At 52.5% G+C, this 20,816-nt stretch carries 18 protein-coding genes; 5 read left to right on the plus strand and 13 right to left on the minus strand.

From position 1 onward, the window contains the following. Positions 1 to 101 precede the first annotated feature (101 nt). A complete protein-coding gene (locus WNY38_RS14085; RefSeq protein ID WP_342857992.1) occupies positions 102 to 1,253 on the minus strand; it encodes a hypothetical protein in 1,152 nt (383 codons plus the stop codon). Positions 1,254 to 1,490: 237 nt separating this feature from the next. Here WNY38_RS14085 and WNY38_RS14090 point away from each other — a divergent pair, with 237 nt between their 5' ends. Beyond that, positions 1,491 to 3,110 (plus strand): SulP family inorganic anion transporter, encoded by a 1,620-nt coding sequence (locus tag WNY38_RS14090; RefSeq protein ID WP_342857993.1) that lies wholly within the window; start codon positions 1,491 to 1,493, stop codon positions 3,108 to 3,110. A 429-nt stretch (positions 3,111 to 3,539) separates the two neighbouring features. On the opposite strand, the gene WNY38_RS14095 is transcribed toward WNY38_RS14090, so the two are convergent. The 3 genes from WNY38_RS14095 to WNY38_RS14105 form a co-directional block, all read right to left on the minus strand. Continuing rightward, a complete protein-coding gene (locus WNY38_RS14095; RefSeq protein ID WP_342857994.1) occupies positions 3,540 to 4,820 on the minus strand; it encodes a TRAP transporter large permease in 1,281 nt (426 codons plus the stop codon). Positions 4,821 to 4,822: 2 nt separating this feature from the next. Further along, positions 4,823 to 5,272: a TRAP transporter small permease gene (locus WNY38_RS14100; RefSeq protein WP_342857995.1), complete on the minus strand. Its 450-nt coding sequence runs from the start codon at positions 5,270 to 5,272 to the stop codon at positions 4,823 to 4,825. Positions 5,273 to 5,448: 176 nt separating this feature from the next. Next, entirely contained in the window at positions 5,449 to 6,435 is a 987-nt protein-coding gene (locus WNY38_RS14105; RefSeq protein WP_342857996.1) for a TRAP transporter substrate-binding protein, read from the minus strand. A 495-nt stretch (positions 6,436 to 6,930) separates the two neighbouring features. Here WNY38_RS14105 and WNY38_RS14110 point away from each other — a divergent pair, with 495 nt between their 5' ends. Continuing rightward, positions 6,931 to 7,668: a ribonuclease activity regulator RraA gene (locus WNY38_RS14110; RefSeq protein ID WP_342857997.1), complete on the plus strand. Its 738-nt coding sequence runs from the start codon at positions 6,931 to 6,933 to the stop codon at positions 7,666 to 7,668. 296 nt (positions 7,669 to 7,964) lie between these two features. On the opposite strand, the gene WNY38_RS14115 is transcribed toward WNY38_RS14110, so the two are convergent. Then, positions 7,965 to 8,708, minus strand: coding sequence for a glucose 1-dehydrogenase (locus tag WNY38_RS14115; RefSeq protein ID WP_342857998.1), 744 nt, complete (start codon positions 8,706 to 8,708; stop codon positions 7,965 to 7,967). Positions 8,709 to 9,254: 546 nt separating this feature from the next. Between WNY38_RS14115 and WNY38_RS14120 the strand changes: the two genes are divergently transcribed. Beyond that, positions 9,255 to 9,938, plus strand: a complete 684-nt coding sequence (locus tag WNY38_RS14120; RefSeq protein ID WP_342858032.1) for a GntR family transcriptional regulator — start codon at positions 9,255 to 9,257, stop codon at positions 9,936 to 9,938. Between the two features lie 71 nt (positions 9,939 to 10,009). Here WNY38_RS14120 and WNY38_RS14125 read toward each other — a convergent pair whose 3' ends face one another. After that, positions 10,010 to 10,594, minus strand: coding sequence for a flavin reductase family protein (locus tag WNY38_RS14125; protein ID WP_342857999.1), 585 nt, complete (start codon positions 10,592 to 10,594; stop codon positions 10,010 to 10,012). Between the two features lie 169 nt (positions 10,595 to 10,763). Here WNY38_RS14125 and WNY38_RS14130 point away from each other — a divergent pair, with 169 nt between their 5' ends. Together WNY38_RS14130 and WNY38_RS14135 are read left to right on the plus strand one after the other, a co-directional pair. Beyond that, the gene (locus WNY38_RS14130) at positions 10,764 to 11,255 is read left to right on the plus strand and encodes an N-acetyltransferase (protein ID WP_342858000.1); all 492 of its coding nucleotides are present in this window, start codon (positions 10,764 to 10,766) and stop codon (positions 11,253 to 11,255) included. A 49-nt stretch (positions 11,256 to 11,304) separates the two neighbouring features. Further along, a complete protein-coding gene (locus tag WNY38_RS14135; protein ID WP_342858001.1) occupies positions 11,305 to 12,084 on the plus strand; it encodes an EcsC family protein in 780 nt (259 codons plus the stop codon). A 37-nt stretch (positions 12,085 to 12,121) separates the two neighbouring features. On the opposite strand, the gene ptsP is transcribed toward WNY38_RS14135, so the two are convergent. The 7 genes from ptsP to xylA form a co-directional block, all read right to left on the minus strand. Then, on the minus strand, positions 12,122 to 14,374 hold the full coding sequence (ptsP, locus tag WNY38_RS14140; protein WP_342858002.1) for a phosphoenolpyruvate--protein phosphotransferase: 2,253 nt from the start codon (positions 14,372 to 14,374) through the stop codon (positions 12,122 to 12,124). Between the two features lie 683 nt (positions 14,375 to 15,057). Continuing rightward, positions 15,058 to 15,282 carry a DUF6500 family protein gene (locus WNY38_RS14145; RefSeq protein WP_342858003.1) on the minus strand — a complete coding sequence of 75 codons (225 nt, stop codon included), beginning with the start codon at positions 15,280 to 15,282 and terminating at the stop codon, positions 15,058 to 15,060. 88 nt (positions 15,283 to 15,370) lie between these two features. Further along, on the minus strand, positions 15,371 to 16,606 hold the full coding sequence (locus tag WNY38_RS14150) for an aspartate kinase (RefSeq protein ID WP_342858004.1): 1,236 nt from the start codon (positions 16,604 to 16,606) through the stop codon (positions 15,371 to 15,373). 148 nt (positions 16,607 to 16,754) lie between these two features. Then, positions 16,755 to 17,249, minus strand: a complete 495-nt coding sequence (locus WNY38_RS14155; protein WP_342858005.1) for a DUF1178 family protein — start codon at positions 17,247 to 17,249, stop codon at positions 16,755 to 16,757. 108 nt (positions 17,250 to 17,357) lie between these two features. Then, positions 17,358 to 17,783, minus strand: coding sequence for an NUDIX hydrolase (locus WNY38_RS14160; protein ID WP_342858006.1), 426 nt, complete (start codon positions 17,781 to 17,783; stop codon positions 17,358 to 17,360). A 177-nt stretch (positions 17,784 to 17,960) separates the two neighbouring features. Further along, positions 17,961 to 19,283 (minus strand): glycosyltransferase N-terminal domain-containing protein, encoded by a 1,323-nt coding sequence (locus tag WNY38_RS14165; RefSeq protein WP_342858007.1) that lies wholly within the window; start codon positions 19,281 to 19,283, stop codon positions 17,961 to 17,963. Positions 19,284 to 19,513: 230 nt separating this feature from the next. Continuing rightward, positions 19,514 to 20,815, minus strand: a complete 1,302-nt coding sequence (gene xylA, locus WNY38_RS14170; protein ID WP_342858008.1) for a xylose isomerase — start codon at positions 20,813 to 20,815, stop codon at positions 19,514 to 19,516. Position 20,816 lies beyond the last annotated feature (1 nt).

A 20,816-nucleotide genomic window follows, 5' to 3' on the forward strand; every position in this document is an offset into this window, starting at 1 on the left:
AGGCGGTTTTGACCGCGTCGGATTTGCAAGCTGCCGAAGGCCTGTTTTGCGGCAATTGCCTGCGCGGTCTTATCCCCAGCCAGCTTGCCGTGAGCCCCCAATCACTCGCGCCGAATAACCCCCGTGATTGCGGCCGCGCCCAAAGCGGAAATGATCCAGCCTGCGGCAGTGAAAACCCAACGCGCCCACCAAAGCGTCGCGCCCCAAGGGCCACGTGCAGGCGAGGGCGCCCAAGCGCTGGTTTGACCGATTTCAACAATCGGGATCACTATATCGGCGGCATAGGCAAAACTGTTGAAGGTTTCCCAGTCCTGACCCGCGTTGCCCTTAGTTGACCATTTGATCGCAGCCTTTGGATCGGCCTCTAAGTCGGTCCAAGCCTTTGATACCAGAATTGGCGCAGAGTTGGGGGCGAACTGTCCCTCATGCCAAGCGGAATAGGCTAGTATCCACGCGGCGACGATCAGGCCGAAAAGAAACCAAAGACTGTTGAAGGGCTTGTAGCCATAGCCAACGACATTGCGAAACAACCAATCCCAAAAGGACTTGCTGGTTGTTACGCTGAGCCGAAGGCATTTGTGTAATAGGCGGCCAATCCATTGGCCAAAAGGGTAGGGCGCTTCAAACAGTAGCTCTCGCGCTAACCATTTTTCGTGAGTATCATACCAACCTTCCTTGGCCAGTTTGCGCGCCAAAGTGACACGAACCTCCCGTGCTTCGCGGTCATGACCTGCGCGTTTGTAGGTCTCTGCAAGTTGGGTGTAGGGCTGAGGACGGAACTCACCTTCAAAGACACTGCCCTTTTCCAACCATTCCATGCGCTCGGAAAATGTGGGCTTGGTGTTGCCACTGATGCTATCATAGCGAAAGCCATCCAAGATTAGGTCGTCGACCAAGGCCCAACTTGCGGCGTCATCGGCAAGGTCTCTGGCTTTGGCAGAGGTCAGATCAATACGGCCTTTGACCGCCTGAACCTTGCGAAAATAAAATCCTTCGCCGATTTGCGCCACCTTTTGCAGCAGCACAAAGCGCAGGACATCGGCGCGGATGTGGCGGGTTGGGTCGGGTTTGGACCAGTCTTCGGGCTTTTGGGGGAGCGATTTTTCAACTGAAAAATTTGGAGAAAAGTCACAGAGCTGGCCTGTCGCCACGGCCTTTTTCAACTGTTTTTCCGCAGGGGTGAGGCCTGTGATGTCAAAGCGTTGGTCTTCGTAGGCTTCGATCGCGGCCCAGTCTTTGAAATATACAACCATCGAAAACCCTCATGCGCAAAACCTGTCGTGTAATGGCGTTACTATGGGAAGTTGGGGGGCAGAGGTCCAGTGGGGGCAGGCAAAACCTCCAACGCTGGCCTCTACCGCGCAATAGAGCAACATATATGGCGCAAACCAGTGCCCCCACACGGAGTGTGTGACAGTTTCAAATGCCCGTGCTATACGCCGCGCAAAGCTATAGATGACAACGTACAATCAGACATTTGGGGAACTCCCGTGACACAATCTACGCTCGCCGCTTTTGCGGAGAAATTATCATTGCCGAATAGCGGCAATACGCGGCTGACGCCGATGCAGGCCAAGACGGATGTTTTGTCTGGCTTGACGGTGGCTTTGGCCTTGGTGCCTGAGGCTGTGGCCTTTGCATTTGTGGCGGGGGTGAACCCGCTGGTGGGGCTTTACGCGGCCTTTATGGTGGGGCTTGTGACCTCGCTGATCGGCGGGCGTCCGGGGATGATTTCGGGGGCCACGGGCGCGCTGGCAGTTGTGATGGTGGCTTTGGTCGCGGATCACGGGGTCGAGTATTTGTTTGCCACTGTGGTGTTGATGGGGATTTTGCAGATTTTGGCGGGGGTGTTCCGCTTGGGTAAATTCATTCGCCTTGTGCCGCATCCTGTGATGCTGGGCTTTGTGAATGGTTTGGCGATTGTGATTTTCCTCGCGCAGATGACGCAGTTTAAGATGGCGGATGCCGCGGGCAATATGCAGTGGATGCCAACGGGGACGCTGGCGATGATGCTGGGTCTTGTGGCGTTGACGATGGCTATTGTCTGGGGCTTGCCGAAGTTTACCAACGTGATCCCAGCGCCTTTGGCGGGGATTTTGATCACGGCTGTTGTTGTGATCGTGTTTGATATTCCGGTGCCACGTGTTGGAGATTTGGCGTCTATCGAGGGTGGTTTTCCGAAGTTCCACATTCCGATGGTGCCGATGTTCGAAAGCTCGGCGCAGTTCTTTCACGTGATGGAAGTGATCTTTCCTTACGCGTTGATCTTGGCGGCGATTGGTTTGATCGAGAGCTTGTTGACGCTGAACCTTGTGGGCGAGATCAAAGGCGAACGTGGCGGCGTGGCACAAGAGTGCGTGGCGCAAGGCGTGGCCAATGTTGTGACCGGCTTTTTCGGCGGCATGGGCGGCTGTGCGATGATCGGGCAATCGATGATCAACGTGAAATCAGGCGGGCGCACGCGTTTGTCGGGCTTTTCTGCGGCGATCTTTTTGTTGGCGTTTATCATGATCGCGTCACCGCTGATCGAGATCATCCCATTGGCAGCGCTGGTGGGCGTGATGTTCATGGTGGTGATCGGGACGTTTGCTTGGAATTCGTTCAAAGTGATGCGCAAGGTGCCACGTCTTGATGCTTTTGTGATTGTCTTGGTGACAGTCGTGACCGTGATGGAAGACCTCGCGATTGCGGTGGTTGTGGGCGTGATTGTATCGGCTTTGGCCTACGCTTGGCAGAACGCGTCACGCATTCACGCGAAGACATACGAGACACCTGAGGGCGCGAAAGTGTATCAGATTCAGGGGCCTTTGTTCTTTGGCTCAGCAGAAGGGTTTCAAGAGCTGTTTGATCCTGCGAATGATCCCTCCATGGTGATCGTCGATTTCGCAGACAGCCGTGTGGCGGATCAGTCGGCGTTGAACGCTGTTGAAAGCGTTGCTGCGAAGTTCGAGGCCGCGGGCAAGGAAATTCAGTTGCGTCACTTGAGCCATGACTGTCACCGTTTGCTGACCAACGCAGGGCATTTGATGGTCGATAGTGATGATGATCCTGACTATGAGATCGCCACGGATTATATGGTGCGCACAGGGATTTTGTCCGGCGGTCACTAAGGGATCCAAGACGGATTAAAATGAAAAGGCCCTCCGGTTTCGGGGGGTCTTATTCGTTGGCAGAGGGATCGTTGTTGAGGTGATGAGACGCTCATGTGTGCCCGCTCCTGTCGCCTCTCGGTATAGGGGAAGAGGGGAAGAGGGGAAGAGGGAGTTGCTGCCTCTCGCCTATATATAAAAGGGCAACCGAAGAGGCCGCCAAGCCAATGATGGCCCCGTCCTGTGGGCAAGGCTTTGCGGGATGCATAGTAGCTGCGCCCGCATGTTTTGACTGATTTAGGGGGAAGAGGTGAGGCACTGAAGCGCGTGTGAATGTGGACTTATATAAACCGCACGGGCAGCAAACAGATATTGACCAGCGTCGCATACGAAAATGCCACCGCCCTATGTCTAGAGCGGTGGCATTGTAACTTTTAAAGTCTCGCTTGCTTATTCGTAGAGCGATGGCAACCAAAGAGAGACAGCAGGAATGTAAGTGACCAAGATCAAAGCGAACAAGATGGCCAAGTAGAACGGCCAAATAGACTTGAGCGCTTGTTCAATCTTAACTTTACCCACAGCACAGCCCACGAAGAGACAGGTCCCAACAGGGGGCGTACACAGGCCAAGTCCGAGGTTGATCAACATCATGATGCCAAACTGTACTGGATCCATGCCCAAGCCAACAGCGATCGGCAAGAAGATCGGTGTACAGATCAGGATCAAAGCCGCCATGTCCATGATCATGCCGAGGCACAACAGGATAAGGTTGATCATGATCAAGATCACGATTGGGTTGTCAGAGATTGAAACCAGCAAGTCGCTAAGTTTTCCAGGCACTTGGTACAGGGCTAGAAGGTAGGCAAAGGAGCTTGCGAAGGCGATCAAGATCATCACCATCGCTGTTGTGCGTACAGCGCCGACCACGGAGGTTTTGAACGCATCCCAATTGAGGCTGCGGTAGTAGAACTTGGTCAACACCACAGCATAAACCGCACCGAAAGCACCTGATTCAGTCACAGTAAAGATACCGGACAGCGTGCCGCCAACAATGATCACTGCGGTCATGAAACCAGGAAGAGCATCAATCGACGCATCCAAGATGGCGCGCCAGCCTGGGAAAGGCTCGGATGGGTAATTGTGTTTGACCGACAAGATATAGGCCGCAATCGCCAAGCAGACACACATCAACATGCCAGGGATAACGCCTGCGAGGAATAGCTTGGACACAGAAATCCCGCCGCCTGCTGCAACGGCAAAAATGATCATGTTGTGGCTTGGCGGAATAACGATACCGGCGATGGAGGAGGTCACCGTGACGTTCACCGCGAAATCTGGACGGTAGCCGCGTTCTTTCATCACTGGGATCAAAAGCGACCCAAGTGCTGAAATGTCAGCCACAGCAGAACCAGAAATGCCGCCGAACAACATACTGGAGAAGATGTTTACCATCGCCAAGCCACCTTTGAGGTGACCCACCATGGCAGATGCCAGCTTAACCAAGCGCGAGGCGATCCCGCCGTGCAACATGATTTCGCCCGCGAAAATAAAGAACGGAATGGCGAGAAGAGAGAACACGGTCACACCCGCTGTCGCACGTTGGAACGTGATCAACATAGGGAAGCCTTCGAACCAGAAGGCAGACGCGGCCGCGATGCCCATAGCGAAGGCAACAGGGAAACCGATGACAACAGTGACGCCAAAGACGCCTAATAGAATGGCTAAACCCATGGTCAGTGTTCCTTGTAACCGTCATCGAGCGACCATGCCCGAAACGTTAAAATGCGCATGAGTGCGCGGGTGCCCGCAAAGAGAAGGATCAATGCGCCACACGATGTAATGGCCAGTGTGCGAAAGCTTTCAGGAATGTTGAGCATTGGCAGTTTTGAGGACCAGCCGAACTTCATCAACGTAATGCCTGCAATCAACATAATCGCACCAAAGATGGCCAACGTGATATCGATCGCGATAATCGCGATCTTTTGTGGGCCAACGGGAAGCATGTCGCGAAAGAGTGTCACCCCGATATGCGTGTCCTCTTTTACGCCTGCTGCGGCACCCAGAAAGGCGATGTAGCAGATTAAGAGAAGAGCGAGCTGCTCAACCCATGTGGGTGTCGAGTTCAAAACGTAGCGCCCAAAGACGAGCCACCCGAAGGTGGAAATCAAAAGGACGAGAGACACAGCCGAGACGCCAAGACAAAGGGCGCTAATACGATCAAGCGCCCGATCGAGAAATCTAAGCAAGGGGGTTGGATGTGACAATGTAGCCTCCGTATCACAAGTGGACGAGCCCACAGGAGAGCAAAAGGCCCGCTTGCACCATGTCAAACGGGCCTTTCAAACCTGTGTGGTCGCTATCAGTCCGCGTCGCGGATCATGTTAACCAAGTCAGTTAGGTCTGGGTTGTCTGCGAGGAAGCCCTCGTAAACAGGTGTCATAGCAGTTTGGAATGGCGCTTTGTCAGCGATAGTGTTCACGACAGTACCGCCGGCTTGAACGATTTCCATGCTTGATGCTTCACGCTCTTGCCACAGTTCACGCTGAACGTTGGCACTGTTGCGACCAGCAGTCATAACGATGTCTTGCTGCTCAGGAGTTAGTTTTTCCCAAGTTTTAAGGCTCATGCAGAGACATTCTGGAATGATCAGGTGCTCTGTCAATGAGTAGTACTGAGCAACTTCAAAGTGGTTTGTTGACTCGTAGGATGGTGGGTTGTTTTCCGCACCGTCAACAACACCAGTCTTGATAGACTGGTAAACTTCTGCAAATGCCATTGGTGTGGCGTTGCCGTCCATAGCTGCAACCATGTCAACGAACAGGTCGTTGTTCATGACGCGTACTTTGAGACCTTCAACATCAGCTGGTGTGTTGATTGGGCGTACAGAGTTGTAGAAAGAACGCGCGCCAGCATCATACCAACCCAAAGGAACGATACCTTTGGCGATCATGCCTTCGCCGATTGCGTCGCCAACTGCGCCGTCCATCAATTCATACATCTGTGGGATGCTTTTGAAGATGAATGGCAAAGAAACAACATTGGTTTCTGGAATGGACTGACCCATTGGCCCAAGGCTGAATTCACCAAAGTCGATGATGCCGAGGCGGATCTGTTCGATCGCGTCAGGCTGGCTGCCCAAAACACCGTTGTGGTAGGTTTCAGCGGTAACTTCGCCATCCGTTTTTTCAGCGATCTCATCCGCGAATGAATCCATCGCGATAGACACTGGGTAGTCTTCTACGTGGATGTTCCAGCCGCGCATGTCGAGCGCATTTGCCATGGATGCAGTTGTACCTACGAGTACAGCGCCGAGTGCCAATTTTTTAAAGCCACTTACAAATTTCATTGTGATCCTCCCTGATCAATTTGAACCTGGACGCGAGAAGTTTTTTTGCAGAACGGTTCTACGATAAAACTCACGCGCCATGTTCAATACTAGTATGCCAGAAATTGGCGGCTGTCAAAAGTAAGTTTACGGATGACAGCTCTCATTGGTCGAAAAGTTATTAACACTTTGAAGGTAATAGAAACTTAAAGATTTAGATTTCTCATTCTTCCGTTTCTTTCGCGATAGCTGCCACAATTTTACACAGAATCTCAGTAAGAATGCTCGCAAAATTGGCCTAGCGCAGCCGATTTGTTACTAGTATACTAGAATGCATGGGCGATAAAAAAAACACTGCTGACGCGCCGTTTCAGATTTGGCGAAGACGTAGTTTTTTGCCTTTATAACATTCCGGTTGACCATCAGCTGCTTCGAAATCGCAGATAATGGGCCAACAACAACATTGGCGCGCAACGCCGCCGCCAAGTCAATGATAGACTCGCATAAGGACATAATATGCCGAATCCAAAACTCGCCGCCGATCTGCCTTTGAACAGCGATACCATCGAACTTCTCAAAGGGGTCAGCACGGCCACAGTTGCGACATTGCTGTATAAAAAGGGATTTAAATCTTGCTTTATTCAAGGTGTTGGCCCTCTGCAAGCGGACACAAAGCGTATGGTTGGTCCTGCGTTCACGCTGCGCTACATTGCTGCGCGTGAAGACACGGATCCGATTGAAGCCTTTCGTGAAACCGATCACCCGCAACGCGTTGCGATTGAAACCTGCCCTGAAGGGTCTGTTTTGGTTATGGATTGCCGCCAAGATTCGACGGCGGCTTCTGCGGGTTCGATTTTGCTGACACGTTTAGAGGGGCGCGGCGGTGCTGGTGTTGTGACCGATGGGGGGATTCGCGATGCAGCGGGTGCTGCCAAGTTGGATATGCCTGTGTTCGCTGCAAAAGCATCAGCGCCAACGAATCTCACCAAGCACCACGCCATCGACATTGATGTGCCCATCAGCTGTGGCGGCGCGGCTGTTTACCCTGGTGATATCATTTTGGGCGACAACGATGGCATCATGGTGATTCCACGCCACCTCGCGAATGAAATTGCCATTGAGGGCGCGCCTATGGAGCTGTTCGAAGACTTCGTTCTTGAGGAAGTGAAACGTGGTGTTTCTATCATTGGTCTTTACCCGCCAACCGATCCAGACACACTGACACGGTTTGAAGCTTGGAAAGCTAAAAGCTAACGCGCAGCCTTTGAGGCGCCAACACGACAAAGCTATGAGGCGTGCCCGATGATTTGGGCGCGCCTTTTTTACGATCTCTCGGCTTTTGGCGCTGGTGTGTGGGGGGGGGGCGCAAAGCGCATACGGTATTTTGCGCGTGGGTCTCATTTGCCGAAAATCGGCGTGTCGCCCACCGCAGCAAAGCGGCGGGCGACCATCATAAGTTGAGGGGTATCGGATCGCATTTGTCGAGTGACGCATTCGCCTGTTGAAACAACCGGATACTATGAAATGTCACTCAAACCCTCTCCTCAAATTTAGCTGAACAGCATGCCGCCGTTGATGTCTACATTTGTCCCAGTGAGGAACGAGCTGTCTTCACATGCGAGGAACAGAACCAAGTTGGCAACGTCTTCGATTGTACCTTGGCGTTTCACAGGTGCAGCCGCTTCGTAGCCGCGACGACCCGCGTCAGGTGTGTGGATGTTGTGGAAATCCGTGTCGATCATGCCTGGGCACAAAGCGTTTACGCGGATTTTTGGACCCAATTCTTTGGCCAAACCACGTGTCATAGTCATGATCGCGCCTTTTGATGTTGCATATGCAACAGCACCTGCGCCGCCACCGTCACGTGCGGCTTGGCTTGCAAGGTTGACGATTGTGCCTGTGTCCATGTGCGCAAGACAAGCTTTTGTCATCAAGAACGTGCTGGTCAAGTTCAGGTCCATTACGGCCTGCCAGTGCTCGAGTGGCATTTCTGCGATGGTTTTGCGTGCAATCAAGCCGCCAGCGTTGTTGACCAAAACGTCAACTGAACCGAAGTCAGCAACAGTTTTAGCAACAAGTGCCTCAACGTCTGCAACTTTGGTCAAATCGCCTTTCAATGCAAAAGCTTTGCCGCCGTTTGCGATAATTGTAGCAACAGTTTTTTCAGCGCTTTCGCTGCTTGCGAAATAGTTGATTGCAACGTTTGCACCCTCGGATGCCAATTTAAGTGCCGCTGCCATGCCGATGTCGCGTCCGCCACCCGTGACGATTGCTGTTTTACCCTGGAGTTTCATTTGTTTAGCTTCCTTTTCTTTATTAATGAGACGCGGCGATTGACTGCCGTCGAATTCTGAGGTGCAAAAGCAACTCGTGTACATGTAAAGCCCAACACCTAAAGGTACGTTTGGAACAGGCTGTCTTGCCAGACTTGAGTGTGCGTTATGACGCTCCGCTCAGGTTAGGCTAAATCACTGTTCCTAGTTCTTTAAGAAAAGGGGCGTTTTTCTGATGGTTTTGGGTGTCCAATCCGTGAACTGCTCATAGCTTTAATAAACTCTGGGCGTCTTAAACCTAACATATGTGCCTCACATGCATTCGAATTGCGCGCTTTGCGCGAGAAATGGGCGACTCTTGTGTTACCCTCGATTCTGGCATACTAGTAATCAATGCAATGTTCCAGTAAAACTTATAAAAGACTGGTTGCGATTTTTTAGACCCATCTGCGTTAATTCGCTTGGCTTTAGGGATGGAGCCTCTTGGAGTCTTAAGCGAACCCGAATACAACGGGGTTTCGACAGAAAACGTATAGGAATGTAATTGGAGGTGGCATTGTGCCGCGAGTGAGACAGGACGGCGTAAGACGGACGAGTGTTGATAATATCTTCGACTATATACAAGAAGAGATTTTGACGCTGAATTTGAGGCCCGGAGATAAAATTTCCGAAGCCGATATTGCCGCGCGTTTTGGCGTGTCTCGTCAGCCTGTGCGAGACGCCTTCAGTCGCCTGTCAAACCTTGACCTGTTGCTTATTCGGCCACAACGCGCCACCGAAGTGAAACGCTTTTCCATGCGCGAGATTGTAAAGTCCCGTTTTGTGCGTGCCGCCGTTGAAGCCGAAGTTCTGCGCCGCGCTGCGCAAAATTGTGATGCGGTGAGCGCTGCCAAGCTTGATGCAGCGCTGATCGATCAAGAGCGCGTCATTGCGGATCGCGATTTTGACGGTTTCGGCAAATTGGATTACGCTTTCCACAAAACGCTTTGCGGTATCGCGCGCGCTGAATTTGCGTTCGATGTCATTATGGCGGAAAAATCTAAAGTGGATCGCTTGTGCATGCTTGGCCTGTCGAAAGAAGATCGCATGCCAGAACTTGTTGCAGATCACCATGCAATCACAGATGCAGTTAAAGCGAACGATCCTATCAAGGCGATTGAAGCGGGGATGCTGCATTTGTCACGTTTGGATGAAACGATCGAACAGATATCGTCGACCAACGCCAATTATTTCGAGCCGTTTGAGCCCTAATCGTTTCCTGTCAGATCGCCGGACAGAAACCGATGCAGTTTTGGTGCTGTTTGGTGCTGCTCGCCTTTGATCTATTTGTCTGGCCGAACGAGTTCGAACAGGTCTGTCACTTGGGTATAATCGCGGTAGCCTAAACGCGACAAGAGCTGCGCTGTAACCACGTCAAATCGTCCATCGACAATACAATCATCACGCATATGCACGCCGGTGACTTCGCCAAATATGGCGTGGTTGTCTGGACCTTCTAGGCGAATGATCTGCGTGACTTTGCATTCCAAAGTGGCAGGGGCGTCCACAACGCGCGCACAAGCGATCGTATCGCATTCCAATTTGGTCACGCCCGCGTGTACAAATTCATCCACATCAGCACTGACGGCTTGTGAAGATAAGTTCATAGCCTGCGCCATGGGCGCGCCGACCAAATTGACAGCAAACACGCCCGTGGTCTCAATGTTGTTTAGGCTGTCTTTGCGCGCAGAACTTGAAAACATAACTTGAGGAGGCACATAGGCGACGGCGTTGAAAAACGAGTAAGGCGCAAGGTTGTCGATACCATCTTTTGAGCGCGAGGAAATCCATCCAATCGGGCGTGGTGACACAATGGCGTTGAACGGATTGTGCGGCAGGTCGTGGCCGTCTTCAGGGCGATAGAACATGGCTGTGTCTCTTTGAATGTCAAAGGCGTGCGAAATGCAGCGCGTGATACGTTGCCCCTTACCTAGTGCCGTGGTAGCAGAATTTCGAGCGAAATATCACGCGACACACAGGGTCGTTTGATACGATAACAGGGTCGTTTGATACGATAGGTGTGAACAGGGGGCTGGGGTGTACAAACTCGAGGTCGAAAATGCAGATGACATGTGGGAGGTCGAAGGCCTCTACGACACATGTTTTGCCCCTGGACGTGAGGCTTTGTCCTCTTACCGGTTGCGTGATGGCGTGCTCAAAGTCGCCAATCTGTGCCTTGTTGCACGCGATGAACTTGGCATTGTGTCTGCGGCTATTCGCTATTGGCCCATTCACATTGGGCCTCAAAAATCCGTGGCTTTACTGCTTGGTCCCATAGCTGTGCACCCGACGCGTCAAGGCGAGGGCTTGGGCGGGTTGTTGATGCAAGACAGTATGGAACGCGCGCGCACATTGGGGTGGGAACGGGTGATGTTGGTGGGCGATGAACCCTACTATCGTCGTTTTGGATTCACACTGCTCAAAGACGTGCGCATGCCACCGCCGACAAACCCTGAACGGGTTTTGGGGGTCGCCTTGGCTGAAGGCGCATGGGATGGCGTGACAGGTTTGGTCGAACGTGTGATTTGATCACAAAATTGCACTTGGCAAAATCGTCGCCAATCCCCACATTGATTTCATGAAACATAAAACGCCCAGCCTATATGACGGAGAAGCCGCTGTTTTGCAGGCGCCCACGCCCGAAGCCATTCGCGCCTTGGCAGCGCGTTTGCGCCGCGCCAATAGCCCTGGGATGCAGGTGCTTAATATGGTGGGCGGCACGGCGGACGGGTTGTTCAGTAAATTGCCTGCGTCTGTGCGAACGCAGCTTGAATCCGTTACGATGTCTGCGTTGGAGTTGGCCTTTGATGGCGCCTCTCGATCCCGTAAAAATGGATTTGAAGGTGGCGGTTGGTTGTCGAAAGCCGTGTCCTCGGGCCTTGGGGCTGTGGGCGGGGCAGGTGGGTTGCCCACTGCTTTGGCCGAATTGCCCGTCACCACCACGATTTTGTTGCACGCGATCCAAGCTGTCGCCAAAGAGTACGGGTTTGATCCCGAACGTGAGGACGTGCGCAAAGCCTGCATCACTGTCTTTGCCGCCGCAGGGCCCCTTGAAGATGACGACGGCGCGGACCTTGGTTTTTTGGCAACGCGGACTACGTTGACGGGGGCCACGCTTAACGGGATCATTGCGCGTGTTGCACCGCGCCTGTCTGTTGTCTTGGGACAAAAGCTTGCCGCACAAACTGTGCCAATCCTTGGCGCCGTTGCAGGCGCTGTGACCAACTATGCCTATACCGCTTATTACCAAGACATGGCGCATGTGACGTTCGGGATGCTGCGCCTGTCTGAGGATTCAGGCGAAAGCTTCGAGACACTCAAAGACATGCTGCGCGCACAAATGTCTGCGACGCTATAGGGTGAAGGTAATTCATAGGGCTAGGCAAATAAGACGGTCAAGGTGTGATACCTTTGTCTGACAGATAGGCTGCCACATCTGTACGAACTGTCTGTTCGCCGCGTACCGCAGCCGATTCAATGATTTCTGCCACATCATCTAAGTTCACTTGACGCAGCAGGTGTTTGATTGGACCGATAGAGGCGGGGCGCATCGAGAGGGACTTCAATCCCATCGCCGCAAAACAGATTGCTTCTAACGGGCGACCCGCGTCTTCACCACAGAAGGATGCCGGTGTACCATGGGTGTCACAACGGTCAACAATTTGACGAATGAAGCTCAAGAACGACACATTCAGCGTGTCATAGCGACGCCGCACCCGTTCGTTTTCGCGATCTGCAGCAAAGAAAAACTGTTTCAGATCATTGCCGCCGATCGAGATGAAATCCGTTTCAACAAAGAACTGATCCGGCGCAAAAGCCAAAGACGGCGTTTCCAGCATCGCGCCCACTTCGACGGATGTTGGCAACACGTGCCCCAAGCGTTCCTCATTGGCAAGTTCAGCATCGACCATCGCACGCGCGGCGCGAAACTCTTCGAACTGTGCCACAAAGGGGAACATGATTGTCAGCGGACGTCCGGCGCAGGCTCGAATAAGCGCCTGCAACTGCATCCGCATCACGCCACGTTTATCAAGCCCGACACGGATCGCGCGCCACCCCATCGCAGGGTTCGGTTCATCTTGCGGTTTCATATAGGGCAGCACTTTGTCTGACCCGATATCAAGCGTACGGAATGCAACCCGTTTGCCGCGTGCTGCATCCATCACATGACTGTACAGCGTCGCAAGTTCGCCGCGTCTGGGCACGGAATTGCGGATCAAAAACTGTAGCTCTGTGCGAAACAGCCCCACGCCTTCGGCACCTGATGAGGCAAGCGACGGCAGATCGGCCATCAGGCCTGCATTCATATGCAAGGCGATTGTTTTGCCGCAAGGCGTGGTGGCTTTTTTGTCGACGATATCGATGTAGGCCTTGCTGGCTTCGGTTTGCATGGCGATCTTGTCACGAAACGCCGCTGCAACGCTGTCTTCGGGGCGCAAGTGCACCAATCCTTGATCACCATCGACCAAAATCGCATCGCCATTGAGGGCTTCGGTGGTGATTTTGCTCGCGTGAATGACCAACGGAATGGCCAAAGCACGCGCAACAATCGCCGCATGAGATCCAACGGATCCCTGTTCCAAAACGATCCCGCGCAGGGATTTTCCGTATTCCAGCAATTCTCCGGGGCCAATATTGCGGGCAATCAAAATTGGGTCTTCAGGCATTTCTGCGCCGGTGTCCGAGCCTTGTCCGGTTAGAATGCGCAGCATGCGGTTCGACAGATCATCAAGGTCGTGCAGACGTTCGCGTAAATAGGCATCAGGTACATTGGACATCCGCGTGCGCGCCAAGGATTGTTCTTTTTCAACAGCGGCTTCCGCAGACAGGCCGCGGCTGATGTCGGTTTCCATCCGGCGCATCCAGCTGCTGGAATTGGCGAACATGCGGTAGGCTTCCAGCACTTCGCGCTGATCTTTTTCTTTGGTGTCCACCCCTGACAGCATTTCATCAACCGAAATACGCAGAGTGTTTACCGCGTCTTGCAAGCGTTCCAATTCTATGTCGGGGTCATCGGCCACGGGGTTGGTAACAACCACACGGGGTTCGTGTAAAAAGACGTGGCCTTCTGCGACGCCTTCTTGGCCGGTTGCTCCACGGAACATCACGGGGTTTTGGTGTAGGGCGCCAAGCGCGGATTCTTCGCCGATGAAAGCGCCAAGTTCGGTCATTTCGGCCAGAACCATCGCCACAACTTCAAGCGCGTACAGTTCGTCATCCGAGAACTGGCGTGACTCTTTGGATTGGACAACGAGCACGCCAAGGGTGTCGCCGAGGCGTTGGATTGGTAGGCCTAAGAACGAGGAATACATTTCCTCGCCAGTCTCAGGCATGTAGCGAAATCCCTTGGACGAGGGGGCGTCGGCCGTATTGATGATGCGTTTGGTTTTGGCGACGCTGCCAACCAAACCTTCGCCAATGCGCATACGGGTTTGGTGAACCGCTTCGGCTTTTAGGCCTTCGGTCGCGCAGAGCTCTAGGGTGTCACTGTCGCGAAACAGATAGATAGAACACACTTCTGTGTGCATCGAATCCGCGATCAGGTGCGTGATGCGATCAAGGCGTGCTTGTCCCGCGCCATCTTCGGCCAAGGTGTCCCTTAGACGACCAAGCAGCTTTCGGCTTTCACTTTCAAGACTTTGCGACATAATATGATGCTCGTTCCCAATTGGCCTGTCTTAGTCCCTCTTTTACTAGAGCATAGATGCCCCCCTTGCCCATAGAAAATCAAGGACAAGAGGTGCTGTTTTCGTGCTATACTAAACAAAAGCACATATTTTCCGAAACTTACGCTGCAGATGCATATTTTTTCTGCGCGTGCAGTGTCGTGTTTCTTTTATGATGTTCCGCTCACTGCGTTCTGTTTCAAGCTGTTTTGGTGTTGACTAATTTTCTGGCATGCACCCGTTGGTTTGTTGAAACAGTTGAGAAAATTCATTCGGCCAACCTAAGATTGCATGCGGGTCTTCCAAGTTGATATGTGCTTCAACCAGACTTTCTATATGAACTTGAGCTGTAAAATGCGACAATATGGCGGTATGCTTGGCTTCGACGATAGGTGCTGATGGCACTACATTTTAGGCTTTGAGTTTCTTTCGATAGCGCGAAGGAAAAGTGTGTGCTTGCAAAGCAGATTTGGGCCCAAGTAAAGGACTGATTTGTGAGAGATCGCTTTATGTCTGGCTTAAGCTAAGATCAAAAAAGTTGAATACAGGGTTGGGACGCAGTACCTTAAGCCTAGGGCCTTAGCGAGAAAATTTGATATGAAATGGCGCTGCAAAGGTTTTCTGCATGTGCAAATTTCATACTTACGCGACATGTCGGGCTTTAGTTAAAGCGTGGCAGAACTGAAAGCCATATCGCGAATCTTTACGGCTTTTTCGAAATGGTCGAGCTTATGCGTTGTGATCCACCATGTTGCAGCCTCCATAAGTAACACAGGATCGTCATTCTTATTTTTGAAAAATGCGTAAAAGGACAGGCCAACATTGTCGCCCTTTGCTGCAATTTTGGCGTCGCAGACCGAAATGATGTGCGCTCTTAAACTGTCACGCATCTGCTGTGGCCCTTTGCCAAAAAGAAAGCCTCCCACGCCGATTTAGCGCGAGAGGCTTACATGTTTTAAAGATGTCGCAAAGCGTGTTTTAAACTTTTTCAAGCTCAAAGGCATCGTGCAGGGCTTGCACGGCCAGTTCCGTGTACTTGCGATCCACCAGTACTGAGACCTTGATCTCGGATGTGGCGATGACTTTGATGTTGATGCCTTCATCAGACAGCGTTTTGAACATCTTCGCAGCCACACCAGATTGCGACCGCATGCCGATGCCGACCAAAGAAATTTTGGCAACGCCCGTGTCAGACACCAGAGCCTCATAGTTCACATCGCCGCGTTCTTTTGTGGCAGACATAGCGGCCTCAGCACGTGCAACTTGATCAACTGGGCAAGAGAAAGTCATATCGGTGCGACCTTCTTCTGAGATGTTTTGAATGATCATATCGACATTCACGCCAGCTTCGGCCAATGGGCCAAAGATAGCTGCGGCAATGCCAGGGCGGTCGGCCACAGACACGAGGGTCATTTTGGCTTCTTCACGGCTTGCGGCAACGCCGGAGACTACATTGTTTTCCACGATATCCTCCTCGGCACAGATCAACGTGCCAGCATTGGGGTCATATTCTTCAAAAGACGATAGCACACGCAGCTTAACCTTAAAGCGCATAGCCAATTCAACAGAACGGGTTTGCAGAACCTTCGCGCCAAGTGACGCGAGTTCCAGCATTTCCTCAAAGGACACCTTTTCCATCTTACGCGCTTTGCTGGTGATGCGCGGATCGGTGGTGTAGACGCCGTCGACATCAGTGTAGATGTCACAACGGATCGCATCGAAAGCGGCGGCAAAGGCCACAGCCGTGGTGTCAGATCCGCCACGACCCAGCGTGGTGATGCGCCCCTCGGCAGAGATGCCTTGGAAGCCGGCCACGACAGCCACTTTCATGCCCTCACCAAATTTTCCATTGATGTTGTCGGTCGGGATTTCTTCGATCCGAGCTGCCCCATGCGCGGATGTGGTTTTAAGCGGCACTTGCCACCCTTGCCAACTGCGTGCAGGGATATCCATCTCTTGCAACGTCAGCGCCATCAGGCCCGCCGTCACGTTCTCGCCCGACGATACAATGGCGTCATATTCACGCGCATCGAACATCGGAGAGGTTTCATTGACATAACCAACAAGTTTATTGGTCTCGCCAGACATGGCGGACACAACAACAATCACGTCGTTGCCATTGGCAACTTCGCGGCTGACCCGTTTCGCAGCACGTTTGATGCGATCGAGTGTGGCGACAGATGTGCCACCGAATTTCATTACGAGAACTGGCATTTTTGGCCCTTCTCCCCCGTCTAGAATGATCAAGGTGTCCTAGGGCGCATTTGGACAAAGTGCAAGAGAGGCCTGCATGTCTTTGGCGTTTGGGCCACAATAAACGCGCGCAAATTGAGGCGTACGGTGCGTTTCGTTTGCAATCGGTTCAGTTCAACTTGCGTTTGGGCAAAAACGGCAAAGGTATAATCGGAACACCGTCTTCGATCATCGCTTTGGCTTCATCAAGCTTGGCCTCACCATAGATTGAGCGCGCAGGGGCGTCGCCATCGTTCATCGCGCGCGCTTGCTTGGTGAAATCTGCCCCGACATAATCGGCGTTTTTTTCAACATGATCCCGCATCGCAGATAATGTCGCTTGGGTGTCTTGCGCGTCTGGATGTTCTGACGGCTTTTGAGTATCTGCATCGCGTTGGGCTGCTGTTTGCGCAACGGGTGTCTGTGCCTCATCGGCGTCGGTTGCGATATCGCTTTTTCTTGCCGTGCTGACGCGAGGTGCCATGAGCGATTTTGCGACGTGATCTGAGCCACAGCGCGGGCAGGACAATTGGCCGGCTGTCTGCAATGTCTCGAACGCAGAGGCGGAGGCGAACCAACTTTCAAAACTGTGATCTTCGCTGCATTTGAGCGTGTATCGGATCATATCTGTCTACTGTTGTTGGGGAGTGAACTGTTGTGTCAGAATAGCTTAAGCCTGCAAGCAATGTAAACGATTAGTCCCTTGAAGACATTTTCAAGGTTAAATCGCTGACTAAAGCCGCAACAATCTCGGGTCGAAGTGACGCAAAATTTGCGCCAGTTCCGGTTCGCCTGCCATTTCAGCGGCTTTATTTGTGGACACCCACTTGCGCTTGCGCTGGCCGCTTTCGGGATAGTCTTTCAGAATTTTACTGGCCTTCATTGGAAAGACAGCCACCATACAAGGCAGAGGATCAGTGCCTGCGCGCGGATATTTTGTGTAACTGTAAAGGCCAATACAAATAGGCGCCACTTTGCCAATAATTCCTGCTTCCTCATAGGCTTCGGTCGCTGCTGCCTTGGCAGGGGTTTGGCCTTCCATCGGCCAGCCTTTGGGAATAATCCACCGTTTGCGTCGCCGTGTTTGAACCAGAAGAACTTCAACGCGGTCCTTGCGTATGCGCCAAATCAAGGCGCCAAACTGGGTTCTAACCCCCATTTTCGTCGCACCTAGAAGGCGCAGCGGGCGTTGTTTGGTGCGGACTGCGTTCACCTCGTTTGCTCCGGTGCTGTGATTAGACGTCTTTTGGAAAACCTAACAAATAGATTGGCTTTAGCAAACGGCTTTTGTGCCACTGCCGCGTTTTTGGGCGCTTTGCCTCGTTGGTTCACAGGGTTAGAGCCGTGATCTTTTTTGCGATGGTGTCTTTTTTCGAACTTTGATGGCGTCATCCAATGCTGACCAAAAAGCAGCGGAAGCTGTTTTCGAAGTGCGCAATTTTTCAAGGGCTTGAGTGCCCGATTGGGCCAGTTGAGCCGCTTCGGTCGGGGCAAGGAGCAGCGCGTCCAAACTGGCCTCAAGGTCCGTCGCATTCTTTACCTTGAGAGCGCCCCCAGCTTGCGCCAAGGCCTCAAACGCGGGTGCATGATTGGACACGAAGGGCCCATGTAGCACCACTGAGCCAAATTGAGCCGGTTCAAACGGGGTGTGCCCGCCATTGTCTACCAAAGACCCGCCGACGAACGTAAACCCTGCCAACGCGTACCAAAGGGCCATTTCGCCCAAAGTATCAGCCAAATAAACCGATGCATATTCGGGCGCGTCGTTTGTGCTGCGACGAGAAACATCTAGCCCTAGCGACAGCGCATATGCTTGGATCTTATCGGCGCGGGCGGGGTGGCGCGGGGCTAAAATCAGCTTCAGTTCGGGGTGCGATTTCCGAAGACTGGCAAAACTCTTAAGGACAATTTCGTCTTCGCCGTCATGGGTTGAGGCGGCTAGAATTGTTTTGCCTTTTTGAAACGAAGCCCGCAACCGCGCTGCATCCGCAGGCACGTCCATAGTGGCATCAACCCCGCTTTTTAAATTGAACATTGGCAGCAACCGCTCAGGATCTAATCCCAGCGCCACAATGCGGTCTTTCGAGGCTGTGTCTTGCGGCGCGAGCGCTGTAATAGCGTCGAGCGTCAGTCGTGTCATGTCTTTCAGTACTGGGGTATATTTTTGCCAGTCTTCCAGCGTTTTGTGCGACATACGCGCTCCGACAACGATCACTGGAATGTCATGTGCCGCGCAGTGGGTGAAACGATTAGGCCAAATTTCGTTTTCTATTGTAATCAAGGCATCAGGCTGTGTGCAGGCGATAAAATGATGCACCGTGCGTTTGAAATCCAGCGGGGCAAGGCGCACTGTGACGCGATCAAGTCCCCAGTTTTGCACCAATTGGCGCGCTGTGACACTGTTGACGGTGACGATGATCTGCCGCATTCCGTCGCGTGCAAGCGCATCTTCGATTAATGCCCTGCCTGCGGTCAATTCGCCGTTTGACGCGCCGTGAATCCAAAGGGTAGAGCCCGGCAGCATTGGCGCAGATGCCAACCCTGCACCAAACCGTTCTTTGATGTCTGATACGCTTTCTTTTCCGCGCAGCACTTGGCGCAGCGCTATCAGCGCGGCCACGGGTGCGAGAAGAGTTAGAAGGAGACGATATAAAAACACAATTTGGTCCGCACAGAAAAGGTTCTATTGCTCTACGCGGGAGTACACAAGCTTGGCAAGAGGCTGCTGTTTCTCACGTCGCTTTTTCGCCGCTCATTTTCGCAGCCCATTTTCGTAACACATGCCCAGATTGCGGCGCCTGAGGTGTTGAAAATCTGATCTCAAAATGTAGTTGATGCGCTTTGCCGCGAGATATGTCGCGGCAAAGCCATTCGATTTAAGGTGACCAATTACAGGTATCTGTTCACCAAGTTTTCTAGGCGCTCTTGACGACCAGACTGTGGTTTCGGATCCGTGTTGTTGGCAACGACTTGATCAAAGATCGACGTCAAATCACTTTGCAACAAGTTCGCTCCATCAGGTGTGGTCCAACCCGCATAGCGTGCATCACGGGCTGCTTCCAATTTACCGTCCTCTAACATGGCTGCGGCAGCTTTTAAGCCAGATGCACATGCATCCATGCCGCCGACATGCGCAAGGATCAGGTCTTCTGCATCCAATGACTGACGGCGCAATTTCGCGTCAAAGTTCGTGCCACCGGTTTTAAAGCCACCTGCACGCAAAACCTCGTAGTAAGCTAACGCCATTTCAGGGACATTGTTGGGAAACTGATCCGTATCCCAGCCCGATTGATAATCGTTGCGGTTCATATCGATAGAGCCAAAGATGCCCAATTCGCGCGCCATTGCAAGCTCGTGTTCAAAGGAATGCCCTGCAAGGATCGCGTGGCCTTGTTCGATGTTCACTTGCACTTCACCCTCTAGGCCGAAGTCTTTGAGGAAGCCGTAAACGGTCGCAACATCGTAATCATATTGGTGTTTTGTCGGCTCTTGTGGCTTGGGCTCGATCAGGATCGCGCCTTTGAAGCCCATCTTGTATTTGTAATCGACCACCATCTGCAACATGCGGCCCGCTTGTTCGCGTTCGCGCCCCATGTTGGTGTTGAGCAGCGTCTCGTAGCCTTCGCGCCCGCCCCAAAGGACATAGTTTTCGCCGCCAAGTTTCATCGTCGCGTCCATACAGGTTTTGATCGTCGCTGCAGAAAAGGCAAAAACATCTGGGTCCGGGTTTGTCGCAGCCCCAGACATAAAGCGCGCATGAGAAAACAGGTTCGCTGTGCCCCACAAAAGTTTCACGCCAGTCTCGTCCATCTTTTCGCCGAAATAGTCGACGATGGTCTCTAGGTTTTTGGTGTTCTCGGCAAATGTTTTGCCCTCTGGGCGCACATCTACGTCGTGGAAACAAAAGTAAGGCACATCCAAGATCGAGAACATCTCGAACGCCACATCTGCTTTGAGTTTCGCGTGCGCGATGGTGTTGCCAAACCAAGGGCGATCAAAGGTTTGCCCGCCAAAGGGATCGCCGCCTTCCCATGCAAAAGAATGCCAATAGGCAGCCGCAAAACGCAAATGGTCTTTCATCGGTTTGCCCATGATGATTTCATCAGGGTTGTAATGACGGAACGCAAAATCGTTGTCGCTGTCTGGGCCTTCATATTTGATTGCGGGGATGTCTTTGAAAAAGTCGGTCATG

It is taken from the genome of Pacificibacter sp. AS14, assembly GCF_038899935.1.
Taxonomy (GTDB): Bacteria; Pseudomonadota; Alphaproteobacteria; order Rhodobacterales; family Rhodobacteraceae; genus Celeribacter.